The following is a 20,794-nucleotide window of genomic DNA, read 5'->3' on the forward strand; positions in this document are numbered from 1 at the left end:
GTCGCGTGGCCGACGACCTCCTCCCCCGCGCCGCGGCACTGTTCCTCCGCGCCGCGGAGCTGGGCCGGGACTTTCGCGCCGGGCTGGACGAGCGCGCGGTGTTCCCCCGCGACCTGGACCCCGGCGCGGTCCGCGCCGCGCTCGGTGAGCTGCCCGACGGGCCCGCCGACCCCGCGGCCGTGCTCGACCAGTTGCGCGAGGCCGTGGAGCCCGCGCTGGTGGCGAGCGCCGGGCCGCGGTACTTCGGGTTCGTCACCGGCGGTTCGCTGGAGGCCGCGGCGGCGGCCGACGTGCTCACCACGGCGTGGGACCAGAACGGCTTCAACGCGCTCACCTCACCGGCCGCCGCGCTCGTCGAGGAGGTCGCGGGCGGGTGGCTGAAGGACCTGCTCGGCCTGCCGCCCACCGCGTCGTTCGGGTTCGTCACCGGCGCACAGGGCGGCAACACGGTGGGCCTGGCCGCCGCCCGGCACGCGGTGCTGGAGCGCCACGGCTGGGACGTCGAGCGGCTGGGCCTGCACGGCGCGCCGCGGGTGCGGATCGTCGCGGGCAGCGGACGGCACGCGACGATCGACCGGGCCCTGCGCCTGCTCGGCTTCGGCACGGACGCGCTCGCCGAGGTGCCGACCGCCCCGTCCGGTTCGATCGACGTCGCGGCGCTGGCCGGCGCACTGTCCACATCGGATGCGCCGACGATCGTGTGCCTGCAGGCCGGCGAGGTCAACACCGGCGCGTTCGACGACTTCCGCACCGCGATCGCGGCTGCCCACGCGCGCGGGGCGTGGGTGCACGTCGACGGCGCGTTCGGGTTGTGGGCGGCGGCGAGCCCGCGGTTGCGGCACCTCACCGAAGGCGTGGCGGAGGCAGATTCCTGGGCGACCGACGGCCACAAGTGGCTCAACGTCCCCTACGACAGCGGCTACGCGTTCTGCGCGCACCCCGCCGCGCACGCGGCCGCGACCTCCTACACCGCCGCCTACCTCGTCGGCGACCGGCCGGAAACACTGCGTTCCCCCGGCGACTTCGTGCCGGACTCCTCGCGCCGTGCCCGCGGCTTCACCACGTGGGCGGCGCTGCGGCAACTAGGCCGCGCGGGCGTCGCGGAACTCGTCGAGCGGTCCTGCGCCCTCGCGCGCCGGTTCGCCGCGCGGCTGTCCGAAGCGGGGGCCGAGGTGGTCAACGACGTCGTCCTCAACCAGGTCCTCGTCGGCTTCGGGGACCACACGCCGCAGGTGCTGGAGGCGGTGCAGCGGTCCGGCGAGTGCTGGATGGGCGGCACGGTCTGGCGGGGCAGGCGGCTGATGCGCGTCTCGGTGTCGAACTGGCGCACCACGGAGGCCGACGTCGACCGCAGCGTGGCCGCGATCCTCGCCGCCTGGCGGGAGGTTCAGGGACGCTGAGCGAGCACGCCGAACATCGTCACGGACAGGTGGAAGTCCCCGCGCGCGGCGCCGTCGGCGAGCTCGGCGAGCAGCCGTTCGCCCTGTTCGCCGGTGACGACGCCGTTGCCGACAGCGTGCTCGACCATCATCGGCAGCAGCGTGTCGCGGACCGGCTCGTGGTCGGAGATCAGGGCCTGTGAGCCGCGGTCCGCGATCGTCAGCCCGGCCGCGCTGAGCCAGCCCGCGAGCTTGCGCCCGGCGGCCGGTTCGGCGGTCTGCGAGAGCATGCCGGCCAGCACGGCCCGCGCCGTCTCCGGGTCGCCGGGGTGGATGATGCCGGTGGCCCAGTCGGTGTCGATCAGCGCCACCCGCCCGCCGGGGCGCAGGACCCGCACGATCTCGGCGACCGCGGCGGCCGGGTCGGTCAAGTGCTGGAAGACACGCTCGCACAGCACAGCGTCGAAGGTCGCGTCCGCGAAGGGCAACGCGGAGACGTCGCCGGGCACGAAGCGTGCGGACGATCCAGCGGCCCGCTCCCGAGCGAGCGCGAGCATGGCTTCGTTCGGGTCGAGCCCGACGACCTCGCCGTCCGGCCCCACCGCGGCCGCGAGCACCTGCACCTCGGAGCCGGTGCCGCAGCCGATTTCCAGCGCGCGCTCGCCCGGCCGGACGGCCAGGGCCTCGTGCGCCCACGCACGCAACCGCCGCACGCCCGGCGTCGCGGCCTGCTGGTCGAGGATCTCGGCCTGCCGCGCGACCACGGCCGGGTCGATCCGGTCGGCCCGGAAGGAGATGTCGGTGTCCGCCACGAGCGCGGATGCTAGTCCGATGTGACGACCGCCACGACCAGATTCCGCAATTGGTAGCTGTCGATCTCGGCTTTCACCGTGACCCGCGGCGGGCTCACCATGCGCAGGCCGGGCAGCGCGAACAAGCGGCTGAGGAAGACATCGGTCTCCAGGATCGCGACGCCCGCCGAGCAGCCCTCGTCGAGCAGGTGGGAGATGAGGTCGTCGCGGCGGTTGCGGCGCCTGGTGAACCCCGGCCGCCCGAACTCCTCGGGGAAGAACCGGTCCAGCCGGCGCTGGATGCCCGGCCTGCTCTCGGTGAGGCCGACGACCTCGGCGGCGACGCCGATCGCGAGACCGAAGGCCAGGTCCGGCAGTTCGGCTCGGCCGCTCCGGGTCAGCCGCGCCAGTTGCTCGTCGGCGATGCGCGCCATCAGGTCGCGGCAGTGCTCGCTGACGCGGCGGGGCGTGCAGAAGCGGGCCGTCTGGCGGCTGTGTTCGCGGTGTTCCGGGCCGTCGCGGTAGGCACGGGACGGCGGAACCGCGCCGGCAGCTTGTCGACCGTCTCGATGCCGCTGCCGGCCTGCACGGTTCCGCCGCTGCGCAGCACCGCTCGGGCCTGCTCGTGGCCCGTCACCCGCCAGGTCCGTCGGGGCCGCGACGCACCGGGCAGCCGTCCCCGGCCGGGCCGCGGTCGATCTTCCGACCGCTCGCGGATCAGGACAACACAAACGGCCGGGCGGCCGACAGGGCCGCCCGGCGCGGTCAGTGGTGGTACTGGTGGACGACCGCGTGCCCCTTGCCGCGCCCGATCATCCACTTGTTCACCGGTGTGGTCAGCACGAACGCCACGACCAGCGAGAACGCCAACGCGCCCCAGAACAGCCCGTCGCCGAGGCCGGCGTCCATGGCGCCCGGCACCGTGACCATGACGAGGTTGTCCAGGATCTCCATCACCGCGATCGAGACGGTGTCGGCGGCGAGTGCGACCTTCAGCGCGGCCCGGAAGGGCACGCCCGCCTTGAGCACGCCGCGCATGGTGAGCGCGTACCCGAAGACGAACGCGAGCGCGACGGCGAGCGCGACGGTGGCGACGCCGTGCAGCCCGAGCGCGGTGCCGATGACCATGCCGAGCACCTCGCCGATGGCGCAGCCGGTGAGGCAGTGCAGGGTGGCCTGCGCCGCGGCGGCCCAGGTGGCAGGCGGCCGGTGCCCGGCGTGCTCCGCGTGCTGGTGCGCCGAGTGGTCCATGTCATTCCCTCCGTCCAATACCCCTAGGGGGTATCACTGGAGTGAAGATAACCCCCTGGTCCGGATCGCGCAACAATGCACGGGTGGAATCGATGAAGATCGCCGAGCTGGACGGCCGCCGGATCACCGACCTCGCCTCGTTCCACCAGCAGGCGTCCGAGTTGCTCGACTTCGGCCCGTACTACGGGCGCAACTTCGACGCCCTCTGGGACCGCCTCAGCCGGGACGTCGAGCGACCGGTGCGGGTCCGGTGGCTGCACGCGTCCACGAGCGGCGCTGCACTCGGCGAGGCGACCTTCGCGACGATCGTCGACATCTTCGAGAGCGCCGCACGGGAAGACCGTGAGTACGACGCGGTGCGCAGGCTGGAGTTCGAGCTGGTCGATCCCTGACCGCGCTCGATCACCTCCGCGCGGCGCGCACCGACTGGACGATCACCGCGAGCACGGCCAGCCCGCCGACGGCGAACCCGTAGACGATCGCGGTCGGCCGCAACCCGGCCGAAGCCGCCGCGAAGCCCGCGATCACCGCCGGGATGCTGAACGCCAGGTAGGCCACGACGTAGACCACCGCGAACAACTCGCCCCGTTCGGCCGGCGCGGCGAGCCGCGCGAGCGTGCCGAAGCTCGCCAGCGCCGACGCCCCGAACCCGACCCCGGACACGACCGTCCCGGCGGCGGCGAGCGCGAGAATGTCCGCCAGCACGCCCGCGAGGGTGATGCCCATGCCGATCGCCAGCAACGCGGCGCCGGCCTGCAGCACCGCGCCGACCGGGGCCGTGCGCAGCACCAGCGAGGTCAGCGCGCCCGTTCCGCACAGCAGGGTCACGACGAGCCCGCCGACGAGGTGGTTGGACATCCCGAACAACCCGGCCGCCACCGACGGCCCGAGCGACAGGTAGAGGCCGCCGAGGGCCCAGCTGGAGACCAGGATCGGCACCAGCGCGAACAGGTCGGGCCGCAGCCGCGCCGGGACGCCGAGCCGCGGGGTGAGCGAGGCCAGCGCGCCGGGGCGGCGGGCCGAGGTCTCGGGCAGGCCGGCGGTCAGCAGCAGCGCGACGACCATTCCGGCGAGCAGGAGCGCGTAGACGAGGTGCGTGGGGGCGGGCGCGAACTGGACGAGCGCGCCGCAGCCCAGGGCGCCGAGGGCGAGCCCGCTCGTCGGGGCGACGCTGCTGAACACACCGGCACGGCCGGGCGCGTGCGGCGGGTTGAGGTCGACCAGCGTCGCGCCGAGCACAGACATGGCCGCCCCGGTGGCGACGCCCTGCACGACGCGCGCCGCGAACAGCGCGGAGACGTCCCCGGCGACCAGGAACAGCACGAGCGAGACGGCTTCCCCGACGATCGCCGCGGCCAGCACCGGCCGCCGCCCGACGTGGTCGGACAGTGCGCCGACGACCAGCAGCGACGCGATCAACCCCAGGACGTACACCGCGAAGATCACGGTGAGCGTCATCGACGAGAAGCCCCATTCCTGCTGGTAGACGACGTAGAGCGGGGACGGGACGCTGGAAGCGGCCATGAACAGCACGAAGATCACCGCGACCGCCGTGAACGCCACCGGGTGCGGCAGCCGGGCTCTCGGACGGGCCGCGACGGCGACGGCGGGGGAACTCGACATCAGCACTCCTCAGAAAAGCAAAGATCGATGCGTTAGGACGACCATAGCGCAAACGCAACGATCGATGCGATAATTTCTTCATGTCCGCCACCACCAGCACAACCCGTCCCGGCGGCCGGTCCGCGCGAGTGCGTGCCGCCGTGCACCGCGCCGTCGTGGAGTTCCTGGCCGAGAACCCCGCCGAGGCGCTGACGCTGCCGTTGATCGCGACACGCGCGGGCGTGCACCCGACCACGCTGTACCGGCGGTGGGGGTCGGTCGCCGAGTTGATGGCGGACGTGGCGAGCAGCCGGTTCAGCGGCGACATCGTCGTGCCGGACACCGGCTCGCTGCGCGAGGACCTGCGGCGGTGGGCGTCGGACGTGGCGACCGACCTGGCCGACCCGGACGTGCTGGCGATCATGCGGGCCGCGATCGGTTCGAGCCCGGATGGCGGCTGCGCGTGCACCGCGGACCGGCATGCCCAGCTGACGGCGATCCTCGATCGCGAACGTTCCCGCGGCGGGACCGCGCCGGAGACCGCGCACGCTGCGGACGTCCTGCTCGGGCCGCTGTACTACCGGGCGATCTTCGCAGGTCAACCGGCGGATCCCGGCTGGACCACCGAGCTGGTCGACACGCTGCTGAAGTAATCCGCTTGCCGCCAATTACTCAGGCGAGTAACTTTTTACTCATGCGGGTAATCAAGGAGGTGCGGCCGGACCTGGGCCTGAGCCCGGCCGAGGAGGCGCGCCGTTCGCAGATCATCGCGGCGACCCTGGCGACGATCTCGGAGCTGGGGTACCGCCGGACGTCGTTCGCCCGCATCAAGGAACGTGCGGGGCTGAGCAGCACGCGGTTGATCGGCTACCACTTCGGCACGAAGGCGGGGCTGATGCAGGCGGTGGTGACGACGGCGATGAGCATCCGGGACAGGTACCTGGAGGAGCGGGCCGGCGACACGACGGACCGGGCCGCGATGCTGCGCGCGTTGATCGAAACGGAGGTCATGTTCGCCCGCGACCACCCCGAGTGCGTGCGGGTGCTGCGTGAGGTGGCCGCGAACGCGGACGACCCGGACGGCTGGCCGGTGGCGGGCCCGCTGCTGAGCGGTTTCCGGACGGGCCGCATCGAGCGGATGCTGACCCAGGGGCAGCGGGAGGGCGCCTTCGGCGAGTTCTCGGCCGAGGTCGCGGCCCGCACGATCGCGCAGAGCATCGACGGCGCGATCCAGGCCTACGCCGAGAACCCGGCCCTGGACCTGGAGTCCTACGGACGGCAACTGGCCGACTTCTTCGAACAGGCTGTGGCAGCGAAGAATTGAGGTGCTCCCATTCGCGGGCCACCCCGGGGCCCGCGAACGGACTTCGCCGCGCCGCCCCGCCGACGCCTCCGCAATCTCACCCCAGCAACCCCGCTGTGCCAGTGTCACAACCCCGATAACCTTGCCCCTACCCGCTCACTAACTTCCCTTCCCCCCAACCGCATCAAGGCAACTGGCACAACGCCGACTCCCCCACCCGACGCGACACCTACAGCCAACTCCCCTCGCACCCAGCCCCCAAAGCGACTGTCACCACCGCACGGCGTTCCCCAAACCCCCGCCCGTCAGGGCCGCAGCCCGGACAACGCCGTCTCCACCACCTGATCCGCGAACTCCACCGTGAGCGGCCCGCGCTGCATCCACCGCACCGTCACCGGCCCCCAGATCACGTCCACCGCCACGTCCAGGTCCACATCGGACAGCTGCCCGGCTTCCACCGCCTTGCGCAGCCGCTGCTTCTTCAGCTCCCGCACCGGTTCGTCGAGCCGCTCGGCGTACATCCGCGCCAGCTCCGGATCGTGCATGATCTCCGAGCTGAGCGCACGCATCGTGAGGTCGAAGCGCTCGTCGGTCAGCTCCTTGACCGTCGCGCGCAGCACCGTCTTCAGATCCGCCTCCAGGTCACCGGTGTCGGGCAGCCCGCCACCGTCCCCTTCGGACAGCATCAGGAACGCGTCCAGCAGCACCGCCCCCTTCGAGGGCCACCAGCGGTAGATCGTCTGCTTCCCGACGCCCGCCCGCGCGGCGATCCCTTCGATGCTCAGCTTCGCGTACCCGACTTCACCCACCAATTCGAACGCGGCAGCCAGGATCGCCTGCCGCGAGCTCTCGTTGCGACGACTCGCATCTGGCACGTCCCAACACTACCACAGACCAAGACGAGACGGTCCGTCTTGACACCTGCCAGCCCGAGACGCTACGGTTCGTCTCACAACGAAAGGAGCCCAGATGACCACCACCTCCCTTCCCGCGTCTGGTTCATCACCGGTGCGAGCCGCGGCCTCGGCCGCGCCTTCACCGAAGCCGCCCTCGATCGGGGTGACCGGGTGGTCGCGGGCTCCCGCACCATCACCACCGAGGCGACCGACCGGCTGCTGCCCGTCCAGCTCGACGTCACCCGGCGCGAGGACGTGTTCCGGGCCGTCGAGCAGGCCGTCGACCGCTTCGGCCACCTCGACGTCGTGGTCAACAACGCAGGCACCCTGTCCATGGGCATGGTCGACGAGTTCACCGAGGACGAGGCCAGTGCCGCGATGGAGGCGAACTTCTTCGGCGCGCTCTGGGTGAGCCAGGCTGTGCTACCGGTGATGCGGCGCCGCCGGTCCGGGCGCATCCTGCAGATTTCGAGCATCGCCGCGCTGGGCGGGTTCCCGATGACGGGTCTCTACAGCGCGAGCAAGTTCGCCCTGGAGGGCATGAGCGAGGCGCTGGCCCGGGAGGCGGCCTCGTTCGGCGTCAAGGTCAGCATCGTGCAGCCCGGCGGCTATTGGACCGACCTCTTCACCGCACCCGCGATGGCCTCGCCGGTCGACGACTACGCGCCGCTACGGCAGGAGATGGAGCGGCAGTGGAGTGAGGGTTCGGTGGACAGCGATCCCGCGCTCGCCGCCGAGGCGCTGCTGAAACTCGCGGACAGCGAGGATCCGCCGTTGCGCCTGCTGCTCGGCAGCATGGTCTACGACCTGGCGCACGACCTCACGCGGCAGCGCCTGGACGGCTGGGCGGACTGGGAGGAGGTGAGCCGCGCGGCCGAGAAGGCGATCCCGATGCCGGTCACACCAGGAACGTGAACAGGGGGCTGTCCGGCGGGACGCGCTCGATGCGGTGCGGGCCGGCCGCCATCCGCTTCATCATCGGTTCGAGGTTGTCCGGCGAGCCCAGCTCGATCCCGACCAGAGCCGGGCCGGTCTCGCGGTTGTTGCGCTTGACGTATTCGAAGAGCGTGATGTCGTCGTCGGGGCCGAGCACATCGTCGAGGAAACGGCGGAGCGCGCCGGGCTCCTGCGGGAACTCGACGAGGAAGTAGTGCTTGCGCCCCTCGAAGATCAGGGCTCGCTCGACGATCTCGGCGTAGCGGCTGACGTCGTTGTTGCCACCGGAAACGATGCACAGCACGGTCGAGCCCGGCTCCAGGTCGAGGTCCAGCCCGAGCGCGGCCGGTGACAGCGCGCCGGCGGGCTCGGCGATGATGCCGTCGGACTGGTAGAGGTCGAGCATCTCGACGCAGATCTTGCCCTCGGGCACGGCGATCATGCCGGGCCGGCGCTCGGCGGCAAGGGCGTAGGTGTGCTGCCCGACGAGCCGGACGGCGGCGCCGTCGACGAACGGGTCGATGGTTTCCATGGCGACGGGGGCGCCGTGCTCGAGTGCGAGAGCCATGCTGGCCGCGCCCTGCGGCTCGGCGCCGATCACCCGCACCTCGGGGTGGGTCTCGCGGAGCCAGGCGAGGGTTCCGGCGAGCAGGCCACCGCCGCCGACCGGCACGATCACGGCGTCGGGGGCGCGGCCGAGCTGCTCGATGGCCTCCTTGACGACGGTGCCCTGCCCGGCGATCGTGCGCGGATCGTCGAACGCGGGGATCATCGTCGTGCCGGTGCTCGCCGCGTACTCCTGCGCGGCGGCGGCAGCGTCGTCGTAGGTGTCGCCGTGCATCACGATCTGCACGTGCTCACCGCCCAGCCGGGCAACGCGGTCCCGTTTCTGCCGTGGGGTGGTACGCGGCAGGTAGACGCGGGCGAGGACCCCGAGGGCGGCTGAGGCGAACGCCACACCCTGGCCGTGGTTGCCGGCGCTCGCGCACACGACGCCGCGGGCGCGTTCCTCCAGTGAGAGCTGGCTCACCAGGTTGTAGGCGCCACGGCCTTTGTAGGAGCGGACGGCGGACAGGTCCTCGCGCTTGAGCCAGACGTCCACGCCGTGCTGCAGCGAAAGCCGTTCGTTGCGGTGCAGTGGCGTCGGCTGCATGACCCCGGCGAACCGGGCGGCCGCCATCGCCACGTCGGCCGCCCGCACGGGGTCGGGCCCGTTACCCACGACTTGGTTCCTCCTGTCGGCGTAGACGTCATTCGTACCAAAGCCGTGCCGGGCGCCCGCACCCGGAGCGGCCGGTGCCAGATAATGCGTGCCGTGGGTGCCGAGCGGGGACAACTGGTGGAGGAATACGGCCCGGCGTGGTCGCCGGGACCGTTCGAGCGGGGCACCGACGGGCCGCACGTGGTCCTCGCCGGTGTCGACGGCTCCCCCAGCGCGTCCAGGGCGGGCGCCTACGCGGCCGGGCTGGCGCGGCGGCAGCGGTCGCGGCTGGTGCTGGTGTACGTGCTGGCGCCGACGGCGTGGACTGGCATGGCAAGCGGCTACCTCGCGGCGGCCCAGGAGCAGGCCTACGAAGCGACGATCGACGAGATGCGCCGACCGATCCGCGACCTGGCCGACGAGGCCGGCCTGCCCATCACGTTCATCGTCCGCCGCGGCGACGCCTTCACGGAACTCCGCCGTACGGCGGTCGAGCTGCACGCCGACCTCGTCGTGGTGGGCGCATCGGAGAGCCGGGGCCACCGGATCGTCGGCTCGGTGGCGAACCGCCTCGTGCGGTCCGGCCTGTGGCCGGTGACAGTGGTGCCCTGACCACCGCCCGCGACGGCTGATCCGCTGCCGCCGAACCACCCGCGACGCCTCAGGCCAGCCCCAGGAGACCGGCCACCCAGGAGATTCAGCACGCGGTCAAATCCAGCTCGGTGCGGACCCACACCCTTGCGCGAGCCGCCGCGACGGATCACGGCCCGCCTGCCGCCGAGAAAACCTAACGATCCCGCGCGAGCAGCCCTCGACCGCGGCCGGCCCCAGCGGCCACCGCACAGACCGGTCGACCGCAGGCCACGGAGGCCACCCGTTCCGGCCGCGCGAGCTCGCCACCACGCGCAAACCGCCCTGGGTAGGCCATCCTGGCGCAGCACTCACCACCACGCAGCCCAGTCGGCCGCAGGCGGCGACGCCCTGGCCGCACCGGGCAGCTCGACCACTCACGAACGTGCGATGCGGTCCAGTGCCTGCTCGAACAACGCGACCGCCGCGGTGTGGAGGCGGTCTCCGATGGCGCGTGGCGCCTTGCCGGCGCAGGCGCGCGCGTGCGTGCCTTCCAGCACGATGCCCAGCTTGAAGCACGCGAGCACCGCGTACCAGGCGATTCCCGAGGTGTTCCGTCCGGAGCGGGCGGCGTAGCGGGCCACGATCTCCTCCTCGGTGGCGAGGTCGCCGGCCGTGGCGAGACCGGTCCATCCGAGCATCGGGCGGGTGCCGGGCCACGTGGCCAGCAGCCAGCCGAGGTCGAGGAGCGGGTCGCCGATCGTGCTCATCTCCCAGTCCACGATGGCCGCGACCGTGGCGCCCCGGCGGTCGAACAGGACGTTCGCGAGGTGGTAGTCGCCGTGGAGGATGCCCGGCGTCCACCGCTGGGGCACGCGCTGCGCGAGCCAGTCGGCGACCGCCTCCACGCCCGGCAGGTCCGGCCCGGGGTAACCGTCCTGGCCCGCGTAGGAATCGAGCTCCGCGAGCCATCGCGGCACCTGGCGTTCGAGGAACCCGTGTGGGCGGCCGAAGTCCGACAGGCCGGCCCGCTCGTGGTCGACCGCGCTCAGCGCCGCCAGCGCGTCGCCCATCGCCAGGCCCATCTCGTGCCTCAGCTCCGGACGGGTGGCGTGCGGCTCGGGCAGTTCGACGGTCGCGTTGTACCCGTCCACCGGCTCCATGAGGTAGAAGACCGCGCCGGGCAGGACGGTCTCCTCCGGGCAGGCCGCGATCAGCTCTGGGTGCGGCACCGGGGTGCCCGACAGCGCGGCGAGCACCCGCATCTCCCGGCGCAGCACGTCATTGCTGCGCGCCCGCCGGTGCCGGGGACCGCTGCGCAGGACGTAGGCCCGGCCGCCACGGCGGAACGACAGCATCAGGTTCTGAGTGCCACCGGCGATCGGCGCGAGGTCCTCGACGGGCCCACCAGGCAGCCCTTGACGGTCCATCCACGCGCCGAGCGCGCGCAACTCCCCCGGCGACAGGATCTCGGCCTCCGGCATCGGGTCCCCTCTCCGCTCCTGGATGCAACATGGCAGAAGCACCCGGGACAGGGAAAGCCCAGAAGATTCTGGCGGAGCGACGGCCGTCTGCCCCGTCGGAGACACACCCGGCCTCCGCCGCCAGTCTCCCGCGTGGTCCGTGGCTCAGGCTCGGGCAAGCAGCCCGTAGGACACACACCGACCCGCACCTCCTGCTGCTGCGCGCGAGGGCCGCCAGTCGCCACGGCTGAGGGCAAGAGCTGCCGGAAGACGCTCCGCAGGGCGCCCGCGGTCCCGCGCCTCAGGCCAGCGTGCTGAAGAACTTGCACACGTCCTCGACGAACAGGTCGGGCACCTCCATCGCCGCGAAGTGGCCGCCTCTGTCGAACTCGCTCCAGTGGCGGATGTCGAACCGCTGTTCGGCGACCGCGCGCACCGACAGGGTGATGTCGTGCGCGAAGACCGCAACCCCGACCGGCGCCGGACAGGGGCGGCCGGCCTGGGCGACGTACGTGCTCTCCCTCGCCAGGCGCGCGGCCGAACCCGCGGTGCCGGTCAGCCAGTACAGCATCACGTCCGTGAGCAGGCGGTCGTCCGGGATGCGCGACTGCGGGTCGGTCCACTTCGCGAACCGTTCGGCTGTCCACGCCAGCTGCCCGGCCGGGGAATCGGTCAGGGCGTACGCGATCGTCTGCGGCGTGGTCATGTGCAGGACCTGATAGCCAGCCCGGTTCGCGGCGTACGCCTTCGTGTGGGCGAGCCTGCGTTGATCCTCTTCGGACAGTCCGGCGATCCCGCCGGCGGGCGGCAGCGGCGGCAGGTAGTTCAGGTGCACACCCACCACCTGGTCCGGCGCGGCGACCGCGAGCTGCTGCGAGATCACCGAGCCGAAATCGCCGCCCCGGGCGCCGTACCGCTCGTACCACGCGCGACAGGCGCCCGATCACGTCCAGGAACTCGACGACCGAACCGGGCCAGCCGTGCGTCACGACCAGCGGCAGGGCGTCCGTCAACGACGACCGCACGTGCAGGTAGTGCACGGTCTGCCCGTCGATTTCGTCGGTGAACTGCGGGAACGAGTTCAACACTGCCTCCTGGGCGCGCCAGTCGTAGCCGTCGCGCCGGCGGCCCGCCAGCTCGCGGACCCGGGCGAGCGGGATGCCGTAATCCCAGCCCGCGCCGGGCAGCTCGTCGGGCCAGCGGACGCGGTCCAGGCGGGCGGCGAGGTCGTCGAGGGCGCACTGCGGGATGTCGATGCGGAAACGTTTCTCGGTCACCGCCCAGAACGTTAGACCACCAAACGTTAGTGCTTCAAATGATTCGGCGAGCGAACGTTTGAGTTAGACTCCCGATCATGGAGACCACCGCCCCCGAACGCCTGCGTGCCCTCCCCAGCTGGCTGCTCACGCAGACCGCGCACCACGCGCACCGGCTCGTCACCGAGGGCCTGTCCGAGGCCGGCGCCCGCGGCTACCACTACCGCCTGCTGGCCGCGCTGGAGGAGTCCGGGCCGGCGAGCCAGGCCACACTGGGCCGCCGCAGCGCGATCCACCTCTCCGACCTGGTGGCGACCATCAACGAACTGGCCGACCGCGGCCTGGTCAGCCGCGAGCCGGACCCGGCTGACCGCAGGCGCAACGTCATCACGATCACCGCGGCGGGCCGCAGGCAGCTCAAGCGCCTCGACAAGCAGATCGTGCGCATCCAGGACGACCTGCTCGCCCCACTGAGCGGCCCGGAGCGGGAGCAGCTGACCGGCCTGTTGTCCCGGCTGCTGCGCCACCACACCCAGGGCGCGTAATCTGGCTGGCAGACTGAGACCGCGATCACAACTTCCGCGGTTTCAGCGACACTTGCCCGGGTAGCCTCACTCGACCGTTGAGCAGACAGCGGAGGGAGCCCGCGTGACCGACTTCTGGATCGACGATGCCCTGCAACGGGTCCTGAACCACCCCACCGACATACGCACCCTGCGGGAGTCGGCCGCGACCTTCCTCGACGGCTGCACGGTGGAGACGGTCACCGACGCGCTGCTCGTCATCGACGCCCTGGCCAGCACGGCCTACGAACAGGGCTGCCTGCCCGCCACGATCCGGCTCGTGCGCGAGGGCACCGAATCCGGCTGGCTGCGGATCTCGCTGTCCGCGCCCGGCGTCGAGCTGCCGTCCCCGGACAGCGGCTTCGGCACCGGCCTGCACGTCCTGACCACCTGCGCGGCCCTGTGGGGCCGCAGCGGCGACGGGGACCGTACCGCCCTCTGGGCGCATCTGCCACTCGTGGCTGCCGTACCGGCCGCACTTCACGTAGCGTTTACACATGGAGTCGCCCCTGATCACCGACCGGCTGGTCATCCGTGACTGGACGGCTGACGACGCCGACGCCGCCTTCGCGATCTACGGTTCGGAAGAGGTCACACACTGGCTGACGCCGGTGATGGACCGGGTCGGCGATGTCGCCGCGATGCGCGCGGTGCTGCAGGCCTGGCACGAGGCCCAGCCGAACCTGCCGCCGCCGCGCGGCCGCTGGGCCATGGAACGCCGGGAGAACGGCCAGGTCATCGGCGGCCTGGCCATCCGCCTGCTGCCGCCCTACGAGGAGGACCTCGAGCTCAGCTGGCAGCTGCACCCCGACGCGTGGGGGAACGGCTACGCCACCGAGGGCAGCCAGGCCTTGATCCGGTGGGCCTTCACCCAGGACACCGACGAGCTGTTCGCCGTCGCGCGACCGAACAACGTTCGGGCGATCGCGACGGCGAAACGGCTCGGCATGCAGTGGGTCGGCGAGACCACCAAGTACTACGACCTGCGCCTGCAGGTCTACCGCATCCGCCCCGGCGACCTCGACGACGCACCGGGGACTTGACCACCGGACCGGCCGCGCGGTTCACTGGCTGACGGGTCGACGTCGCCGCAAAACCGAACGGGATTCTGCCGGGTCTGACCACCGACCCGCAGGCTATCCGGAGTGACCGGTGGAATCCCGGCACGCCGGACAGAACGACGTTCGGAAGGTGGGAAGCCGATGAGCTTCAACCTGGCGATCATGCTGCGGGAGTCCGCGACGGCCACGCCGGGCAAGGACTTCCTGCGCTTCCCGTCGGGTGCGATGACCTACGCCGAGGTCGACGAGCGCTCCGGCCGGGTCGCCGTCGCCCTGCGCGAGGCCGGGCTGCGGCCCGGGGACAAGGTCGCCGTGCAGCTCGCCAACGTGCCCGAGTTCGTGATCGCCTACTTCGGCATCCTCAAGGCGGGCCTGACGATGGTCCCGCTCAACCCGCTGCTCAAGGCCGCCGAGATCGCCTACCACCTGGACGACTCCGACGCGCGCATGATCATCGCCCACGCCGGGGGCGCGGCCGAGGTCACCACGGCGCTCAAGGAGGTCCCAGACGTCCGCGCGGTGGTCGTCGGCGACCTGGACGCCGACGCCTGGCCGGAGGGGACACTGTCCTTCCCGGCGCTGCTGGAGCCCGCGGACGACGGCGACATCTTCCCGGGCGCGGCGGACGACACGGCCGTGCTGCTCTACACCAGCGGCACCACCGGCCGCCCCAAGGGCGCCGAGCTGTCCCACTTCCAGCTCTACATGACCTGCACGCTGGGCGGCGAGCGGTTCGGCGCGGAACCCGAGGACGTCGCGCTGGCTGTGCTGCCGTTCTTTCACGTCTACGGCCTGTCGAGCATCCTCAACGCCTCGGCCCGGCACGGGCGCACGATCTCGGTGGTGCCGCGCTTCGAGGTGCCCGCGGTGCTGGAGGCGATCCAGCGGGACCGGGTCACGATCATGGCCGGCGTGCCCACGATGTACCACGCGCTGGCCTACGCCGACACCACCGGCTACGACACCAGCAGCCTGCGGATCGGCAGCTCCGGCGGCGCGGCGATCCCGGAGGAGGTGCTGCGCCGCTTCGAGGAGAAGTACGGGATTCCGGTCCTGGAGGGGTACGGGCTGTCCGAGTCGGCGTCGACCACGACGGTCAACCCGGGCGCGGACAACCGCAAGATCCTGTCGATCGGCAAGCCGATCTGGGGCGTGGAACTGCGGATCGTCGACGATCAGGACCGCCCGCTGCCGTCCGGGCAGGTGGGCGAGATCGTGCTGCGCGGGCACAACATCACGAAGGGTTACTACAAGCGGCCGCAGGAGACCGCGGAGGCGTTCCGCGGCGGCTGGTTCCACACCGGCGACCTCGGCTACGTCGATTCCGACGGGTTCGTGTTCATCGTGGACCGCAAGAAGGACCTGATCATCCGCGGCGGGTTCAACGTCTACCCGCGCGAGGTGGAGGAGTTGCTGTACCGGCACCCGGCGGTCGGCGAGGCGGCGGTGATCGGCGAGCCGGACGAGCGGCTCGGCGAGGAGGTCGTCGCGGTGGTCTCGCTCAAGCCGGGCGCGAACGCCGAGCCGGCCGAGATCGTGGCGTGGGCCAAGGAACGCATCGCCGCGTACAAGTACCCGCGGCGGGTGCGGATCGTCGATGAGCTGCCGAAGGGCGCGACGGGCAAGATCGCGAAGCTGGAGTTGCGGGCGCGTCTGCGAGGATGACCTCATGCGGTACGACGTCAACACCTCGATCCTGTTCACCGAGCTGGCGCCGGAGCGCCGTCCGGCCGCGGCGGCGGAGGCCGGGTTCGCGGGTGTGGAGTCGTGGTGGCCGTTCGACGGCGTGCCCGGGGACAGCGAGGTCGACCGGTTCGTCACGTCCATCGCCGACGCCGGGGTCGAGCTGGTGTCGCTGAACGTGCCGCACGGCGATCTCGCCGCGGGCGAGCGGGGGCTGGCCGGATTCGCCTCGCGGACGGCCGAGTTCCGCGACGGGGTGGACGTCGCGGCCGGGATCGCGGAGCGGCTCGGGTGTTCGCGGTTCAACGTGCTGCCCGGCAACCGGACCGGCGCTTCGCGGGACGTGCTGCTGGACAACCTCGCGTTCGCCGCCGGCCGGCTTCCGGGCACGGTGCTGCTGGAACCACTCAGCGGCGCGCCGGACTACCCGCTGCTGCGGGCCGCCGACGCGCTGGCGCTCGCAGACGAGGTGGGGGCGGACAACATCGCGCTGCTGACGGACGTCTACCACCTGGGCAGCAACGGCGACGACCTGGACGCGCTGCTCACGCCGCCGCTGTTGGAGCGCACCGGGCACGTTCAGGTGGCCGACACGCCGGGACGGCATGAGCCGGGCACCGGCACGCTCGGGGTGACCGCGTGGCTGGACCGCTTGGCCGCCACCGGGTACGACGGCTGGGTGGGCCTGGAGTACGCGCCGAGCGGCGCCACTGGGGACAGCTTCGGCTGGCTGTCCCGGCACTGAGGGCTGGCTTGAGGGGCCGCGCGAGTGGCCCCGAGGAGTCCACAGCGGACAGCTTCGGCTGGCCGTCCCGCCGCTAGGCGGTCACTTCCTTCGAGGCCGCGTCGTCCGCCACCACGACCCGGCGCATCAGCTCCACCAGCGTCCGGCGTTCCTCTGTGGACAGCACGCCGAGCGACTCCTCCTGCGAGCGGTGCGCCACCTCCCGCAGGCGGCGCACCAGCTCCCGGCCAGACTCGGTCAGGGCGGCGCGCTGACGCCGCCGGTCGGCGGGATCGCGTTCGCGGCGGACGAAACCGCGTCGTTCCAGCAGGTCCAGGTAGCCGACGAGGTGGCTGCGGTTGAGGCCGAGCCGGTCGGCGAGCGCGTGCTGCGCCAGCGGCCCGAAGTCCGACAACCCCGTCAGCACGGCGAAATGCGGCAGCCGCAGGTCGTGCTCGGCCAGTGCGGCGACCAGCCCGCGGTGCCCGATCCGCGCGACGTGGCCTGCCAGGTACGAGGGCAGGGCGAGCAGGGTCGGCGGGCGCGTCTCGCGGTCGTCCATGCGGCCGATCCTACCTTCTGGACGTAATCATGTCGTTGTGTAACCATTACGTCATCACATGAACTTCCGCACCCTTCGCCGCGCTGCTGATCGCGGTGCTGTCGTTCTCGTTGCTGCAGACCATGCCGGTGCCCGCCCTGCCGACGCTGCAGGCCGAGTTCGGCACCTCCACCACCACCGTCTCCTGGGTGCTCAGCGCCTTCCTGCTCACCGCGTCGGTCGCCACCGGGCTGCTCAGCCGCCTCGGTGACATGTTCGGCAAGCGCCGCGTGCTGCTCGCATGCGTCGCGGTGTCCGCGGTCGGCACCCTACTCACGGCGCTCGCCCCGTCGATCGGCGTGCTGATCGCGGCCCGCGCGATCCAGGGTGTCGGCGCGGCGACCTTCCCGCTGGCCTTCGGCATCGTGCGCGACGAGTTTTCCCGCGAACGGGTGCCGGTCGCGATCGGCTGGATCAGCTCGACCTTCGGCATCGGGTTCGGCGTCGGGCTGGTGTTCCCGGGCGTGATCGTGGACGTGCTGAGCTGGGAGTGGATCTTCTGGCTGATGTTCGCGGTGATCGTCGCCGGCATCGTCGCCGTCGCCGCGTTCGTGCGCGAGTCGCCGGTGCGCTCGCCGGGCCGCGTCGACTGGGCGGGCGCGCCGCTGCTCACCGGCGGCCTGGTCGCGCTGCTGCTGGCGATCAGCGAGGGCCGGGTGTGGGGCTGGGGCTCCGCGGCGATCATCGGGCTGTTCGCGGCCGCCGTGGTCCTGCTGGTCGTCTTCGCTCTGGTGGAAAAGCGCCTGGCCCAGCCGTTGATCGACATCGAACTGCTCGGCCGCCCCGCGGTGCTGACGTCCAACGTCATCGCGCTGATCATCGGCTTCGGCATGTACGGCGCGTTCACGCTGGTGCCGCTGCTCGTCGAGACGCCGCCGCAGGCCGGGTACGGGTTCGGCGCGTCGGTCACCGAGGCCGGGTTGTTCATCATCCCGATGGCCGTGACCATGCTGTTCGCCAGCCCGCTCGCCGGGCGCATCGGCACGAAGGCCGGGTTCAAGCTCCCGCTGGTGCTGCCGTGCGTGATCGGCGCGGCCGGGTTCGTGCTGTTCGCCGTCGCGCACGGCGAGCCGTGGCCGATCTACCTCGGCAACGGGATCCTCGGCATCGACGTCGGGTTCGCCTTCGCCTCGCTCGCCAGTCTCGTCGTCGGCGCGGTCGACCCACGGCAGACCGGGGAGGCTACCGGCATCAACACGATCATGCGCACCATCGGCGGCACCTTCGGCGCGCAGATCGCGTCGACCATGGTCACCACCGAGGTCGTCGAGGGCACCCGGTTCCCGGTGGAATCCGGCTACACCACGGCGTTCGTGCTGTCCGCGATCGCGATGGGCGTGGCGGCGCTGGTCGCGCTCGCCGGCCCGAGACGGCTGGTGCCAGCCCCGGCGCCGCATGCGGTGGCGCTCGATGAACGCTACGGGCACGACCTGCTCTTCGGCGCGGTCCTCACCCCGGCCACCGGCGGCCGGAACTGGCGCTGCACCTCGCGCGGGTCGCCGACCGCGCGGGGCTGGACCTGGTGAGCGTGCCGGACCACCCGTACCGGCCCGAGTTCACCGAGGCGTGGACGACGCTGTCGGTGATCGCCGCGCCGACCGAGCGGGTGCGGGTGTTCCCCAACGTCGCCAACCTGCCGCTGCGCCCGCCCGCGATGCTGGCCCGAGCCGTCGCGAGCCTGGGCACGCTCAGCGGCGGCCGGGTCGACCTGGCGCTGGGCGCCCGGGCGTTCTGGGACGCGATAGCGGCCGAGGGCGGGCCGTGGCGCGCGCCCGCGGAAGCGGTTGCCGCGCTCGGCGAGGCGATCGCCGTGATCCGTGCACTGTGGACACCCGGCGGACAGGTCCACCTGCCCGGCAAGCACTACGGCCTGGACGGCGCCGAACCCGCTCCCCCGCCGGGCCGTCCGGGGATCTGGGTCGGCGCGCTCGGGCCGCGGATGCTGCGCCTGGCCGTCGGCGACGGCCTCGACGCCGGGCACAGCTGGGGCTGGATCAGCGACGCCTACCGCGGCAACTACGGCGACAACTCGTTGCTGTACTTCGACAACTACCGCAACGCCGAACCGGGCGACCCGTTGTACGAGAAGGCGCGCACCGGCACCAACGCCGCGAAGGGCGGGGGGTTCTTCGACATCCTCACCGCCGATGTGAAGGCGGGCCGGCTGCCCGCGGTGTCGTGGATCGTCGCGCCGGAGGCGTTCACCGAGCACCCGAACCGGCCGGCGAACTACGGCGCCTGGTACATCGCGCGGGTCCTCGACGCGCTCACCGCGAACCCGGAGGTGTGGAGCCGGACGGCGCTGTTCATCACCTACGACGAGAACGACGGGTTCTTCGACCACGTGGTGCCACCGTACCCGGACCGGTCCGCTGTGGACCTCACCGGCGAGCTGCTGGACGGTCAGCCGTACGGGCTGGGCCAGCGGGTGCCGATGCTGGTGGTGTCGCCGTGGAGCAAGGGTGGCCGGGTGTGCTCGCAGGTGTTCGATCACACCTCGATCGTGCGGTTCCTGGAGCGGCGGTTCGGGGTGCACGAGCCGAACATCTCGCCGTGGCGCCGGGCGATCTGCGGCGACCTGACCGCGGCGTTCGACTTCTCCCGCACGGACGCCGCGGTGCCGGGCCTGCCCGGGACGGACGGCTACTACCCGCCCGACCGCGAGCGGCACCCGGACTACGTGCCCGCTCCCCCGGCCGATCCGGCGTTGCCGCGGCAGGAACGCGGTCAGCGCCCGGCCCTGCCGCTGCCCTACGACCTGACGGTGGACGGCCAGGTGCGCGACGGCGCGCTGCGGCTGACGTTCGCCAGCCGCGGCCCGGTCGGCGCGCACTTCCACGTGACGTCGGCGGCGGGCCCGCGCGGCTACACGGTCGGCGCCGGGCAGCGGCTGAGCGACGAGTGGCCGACGTCGTCGGAGGTCGTCGTGCACGGCCCGAACGGCTTCTACCGGCGGTTCGCGGGCAGCGGGGCCGAGGTCACCGCGCGGCCGGTCGGCGAGGATCTGCAGCTGGTGCTGACGAACCCGGGCCACACGCGCTGGGGGTGGCGGTGACGAGCGGCTACGGCCACCGCGGGGTGGACTACCGCCTGCGCCCCGGCACGGCGGTCACCCACCTGGTCCGGACGACCGACGGCTGGTACGACGTGACCGTGAGCGCCCCCGGCCTGACCCGGCAGCTGGCGGGGCACGTGGAGACCGGACGGCTGAGCCGGACGGACCCGGCTCTCGGCGCCTGACCCGCGCGGGCCGCGGCCGACGGCCGTCGCATGGGCGGCCGTCGCGTGGGCGGCCGTCACGTGGGCGGCCGTCACGCGGGCGGCCGCGTCGCCGGGCGGCGGTCGGGCGGCCGTCGGGTTGCGCCCGCCGGGTTGCGGCGCGTCGCCGCCCCTGCCGGGCGGCAGCGGCCAGGCGGGGGTGGCCGCCGGCGGGCGCCAGCCGGCCGTGTCGCGGCGGCTGGTCCGCCGGCTACGGCCCCCGCCCGCCGCCCGGAGGCGGCCAGCGGCTGGCGGC

At 72.3% G+C, this 20,794-nt stretch carries 21 protein-coding genes and 2 pseudogenes; 14 read left to right on the forward strand and 9 right to left on the reverse strand.

Annotated elements, in window-relative coordinates:
• Positions 1–5: 5 nt before the first annotated feature.
• Complete coding sequence (locus tag AMETH_RS21945) at positions 6–1,400, forward strand: pyridoxal phosphate-dependent decarboxylase family protein (RefSeq protein ID WP_017983308.1); 1,395 nt, start codon at positions 6–8, stop codon at positions 1,398–1,400.
• Here the strand turns inward: AMETH_RS21945 and AMETH_RS21950 are convergent.
• The 3 genes from AMETH_RS21950 to AMETH_RS21960 form a co-directional block, all read right to left on the reverse strand.
• Positions 1,388–2,191 carry a methyltransferase domain-containing protein gene (locus tag AMETH_RS21950; protein WP_017983309.1) on the reverse strand — a complete coding sequence of 268 codons (804 nt, stop codon included), beginning with the start codon at positions 2,189–2,191 and terminating at the stop codon, positions 1,388–1,390. The two genes, AMETH_RS21945 and AMETH_RS21950, sit on opposite strands and share 13 nt — an antisense overlap.
• A gap of 11 nt (positions 2,192–2,202) precedes the next feature.
• Positions 2,203–2,604, reverse strand: a complete 402-nt coding sequence (locus AMETH_RS40635; RefSeq protein ID WP_017983310.1) for a hypothetical protein — start codon at positions 2,602–2,604, stop codon at positions 2,203–2,205.
• A 331-nt stretch (positions 2,605–2,935) separates the two neighbouring features.
• Positions 2,936–3,421 carry a DUF4396 domain-containing protein gene (locus AMETH_RS21960; protein WP_017983311.1) on the reverse strand — a complete coding sequence of 162 codons (486 nt, stop codon included), beginning with the start codon at positions 3,419–3,421 and terminating at the stop codon, positions 2,936–2,938.
• 92 nt (positions 3,422–3,513) lie between these two features.
• On the opposite strand from AMETH_RS21960, the gene AMETH_RS21965 reads away from it, so the two are divergent.
• Complete coding sequence (locus AMETH_RS21965; RefSeq protein WP_038533313.1) at positions 3,514–3,813, forward strand: barstar family protein; 300 nt, start codon at positions 3,514–3,516, stop codon at positions 3,811–3,813.
• Positions 3,814–3,823: 10 nt separating this feature from the next.
• Here the strand turns inward: AMETH_RS21965 and AMETH_RS21970 are convergent, their stop codons facing one another.
• Positions 3,824–5,044 (reverse strand): MFS transporter, encoded by a 1,221-nt coding sequence (locus AMETH_RS21970; RefSeq protein ID WP_017983313.1) that lies wholly within the window; start codon positions 5,042–5,044, stop codon positions 3,824–3,826.
• Between the two features lie 80 nt (positions 5,045–5,124).
• On the opposite strand from AMETH_RS21970, the gene AMETH_RS21975 reads away from it, so the two are divergent.
• Both AMETH_RS21975 and AMETH_RS21980 read left to right on the forward strand, forming a co-directional pair.
• A complete protein-coding gene (locus AMETH_RS21975; protein WP_026153244.1) occupies positions 5,125–5,676 on the forward strand; it encodes a TetR/AcrR family transcriptional regulator in 552 nt (183 codons plus the stop codon).
• 41 nt (positions 5,677–5,717) lie between these two features.
• Positions 5,718–6,347: a TetR/AcrR family transcriptional regulator gene (locus tag AMETH_RS21980; RefSeq protein WP_017983315.1), complete on the forward strand. Its 630-nt coding sequence runs from the start codon at positions 5,718–5,720 to the stop codon at positions 6,345–6,347.
• A gap of 284 nt (positions 6,348–6,631) precedes the next feature.
• On the opposite strand, the gene AMETH_RS21985 is transcribed toward AMETH_RS21980, so the two are convergent.
• Positions 6,632–7,156: a TetR/AcrR family transcriptional regulator gene (locus tag AMETH_RS21985; RefSeq protein WP_085929418.1), complete on the reverse strand. Its 525-nt coding sequence runs from the start codon at positions 7,154–7,156 to the stop codon at positions 6,632–6,634.
• Between the two features lie 84 nt (positions 7,157–7,240).
• Between AMETH_RS21985 and AMETH_RS21990 the strand changes: the two genes are divergently transcribed.
• The gene (locus AMETH_RS21990; RefSeq protein WP_267283442.1) at positions 7,241–8,137 is read left to right on the forward strand and encodes an SDR family NAD(P)-dependent oxidoreductase; all 897 of its coding nucleotides are present in this window, start codon (positions 7,241–7,243) and stop codon (positions 8,135–8,137) included.
• On the opposite strand, the gene ilvA is transcribed toward AMETH_RS21990, so the two are convergent.
• Positions 8,121–9,338, reverse strand: coding sequence for a threonine ammonia-lyase IlvA (gene ilvA / locus AMETH_RS21995; protein ID WP_267283491.1), 1,218 nt, complete (start codon positions 9,336–9,338; stop codon positions 8,121–8,123). The genes AMETH_RS21990 and ilvA overlap by 17 nt on opposite strands.
• 135 nt (positions 9,339–9,473) lie before the next feature.
• Between ilvA and AMETH_RS22000 the strand changes: the two genes are divergently transcribed.
• Positions 9,474–9,971 (forward strand): universal stress protein, encoded by a 498-nt coding sequence (locus AMETH_RS22000; protein WP_223842906.1) that lies wholly within the window; start codon positions 9,474–9,476, stop codon positions 9,969–9,971.
• A gap of 395 nt (positions 9,972–10,366) precedes the next feature.
• Here the strand turns inward: AMETH_RS22000 and AMETH_RS22005 are convergent, their stop codons facing one another.
• Positions 10,367–11,413 (reverse strand): phosphotransferase family protein, encoded by a 1,047-nt coding sequence (locus AMETH_RS22005; protein ID WP_017983320.1) that lies wholly within the window; start codon positions 11,411–11,413, stop codon positions 10,367–10,369.
• A gap of 280 nt (positions 11,414–11,693) precedes the next feature.
• A pseudogene (locus AMETH_RS22010) lies at positions 11,694–12,669 on the reverse strand (epoxide hydrolase family protein).
• A 77-nt stretch (positions 12,670–12,746) separates the two neighbouring features.
• Between AMETH_RS22010 and AMETH_RS22015 the strand changes: the two are divergent.
• From AMETH_RS22015 to AMETH_RS22035, 5 genes are all read left to right on the forward strand, one after another.
• Positions 12,747–13,193 (forward strand): MarR family winged helix-turn-helix transcriptional regulator, encoded by a 447-nt coding sequence (locus AMETH_RS22015; protein WP_017983322.1) that lies wholly within the window; start codon positions 12,747–12,749, stop codon positions 13,191–13,193.
• A gap of 103 nt (positions 13,194–13,296) precedes the next feature.
• A complete protein-coding gene (locus tag AMETH_RS38135; protein ID WP_017983323.1) occupies positions 13,297–13,749 on the forward strand; it encodes a carbohydrate kinase family protein in 453 nt (150 codons plus the stop codon).
• The gene (locus tag AMETH_RS22025; RefSeq protein WP_026153248.1) at positions 13,709–14,254 is read left to right on the forward strand and encodes a GNAT family N-acetyltransferase; all 546 of its coding nucleotides are present in this window, start codon (positions 13,709–13,711) and stop codon (positions 14,252–14,254) included. The genes AMETH_RS38135 and AMETH_RS22025 overlap by 41 nt, the downstream gene beginning before the upstream one ends.
• Before the next feature lie 159 nt (positions 14,255–14,413).
• Positions 14,414–15,937, forward strand: a complete 1,524-nt coding sequence (locus AMETH_RS22030) for a long-chain-fatty-acid--CoA ligase (protein WP_017983325.1) — start codon at positions 14,414–14,416, stop codon at positions 15,935–15,937.
• Between the two features lie 4 nt (positions 15,938–15,941).
• Positions 15,942–16,700, forward strand: a complete 759-nt coding sequence (locus AMETH_RS22035; protein WP_017983326.1) for a hydroxypyruvate isomerase family protein — start codon at positions 15,942–15,944, stop codon at positions 16,698–16,700.
• A gap of 73 nt (positions 16,701–16,773) precedes the next feature.
• Here the strand turns inward: AMETH_RS22035 and AMETH_RS22040 are convergent, their stop codons facing one another.
• On the reverse strand, positions 16,774–17,241 hold the full coding sequence (locus AMETH_RS22040) for a MarR family winged helix-turn-helix transcriptional regulator (protein ID WP_017983327.1): 468 nt from the start codon (positions 17,239–17,241) through the stop codon (positions 16,774–16,776).
• A gap of 80 nt (positions 17,242–17,321) precedes the next feature.
• Here AMETH_RS22040 and AMETH_RS22045 point away from each other — a divergent pair.
• From AMETH_RS22045 to AMETH_RS40640, 3 genes and pseudogenes are all read left to right on the forward strand, one after another.
• Positions 17,322–18,806, forward strand: a pseudogene (locus AMETH_RS22045) (MFS transporter); the annotation flags it as partial.
• A complete protein-coding gene (locus tag AMETH_RS39305) occupies positions 18,803–20,335 on the forward strand; it encodes an LLM class flavin-dependent oxidoreductase (RefSeq protein WP_267283443.1) in 1,533 nt (510 codons plus the stop codon). The pseudogene AMETH_RS22045 and the gene AMETH_RS39305, both read left to right, overlap by 4 nt.
• Complete coding sequence (locus AMETH_RS40640; protein ID WP_167345506.1) at positions 20,332–20,520, forward strand: hypothetical protein; 189 nt, start codon at positions 20,332–20,334, stop codon at positions 20,518–20,520. Before AMETH_RS39305 ends, AMETH_RS40640 begins: the two co-directional genes overlap by 4 nt.
• Positions 20,521–20,794 lie beyond the last annotated feature (274 nt).

This window comes from Amycolatopsis methanolica 239, assembly GCF_000739085.1.
Classification (GTDB): domain Bacteria; phylum Actinomycetota; class Actinomycetes; order Mycobacteriales; family Pseudonocardiaceae; genus Amycolatopsis_E; species Amycolatopsis_E methanolica.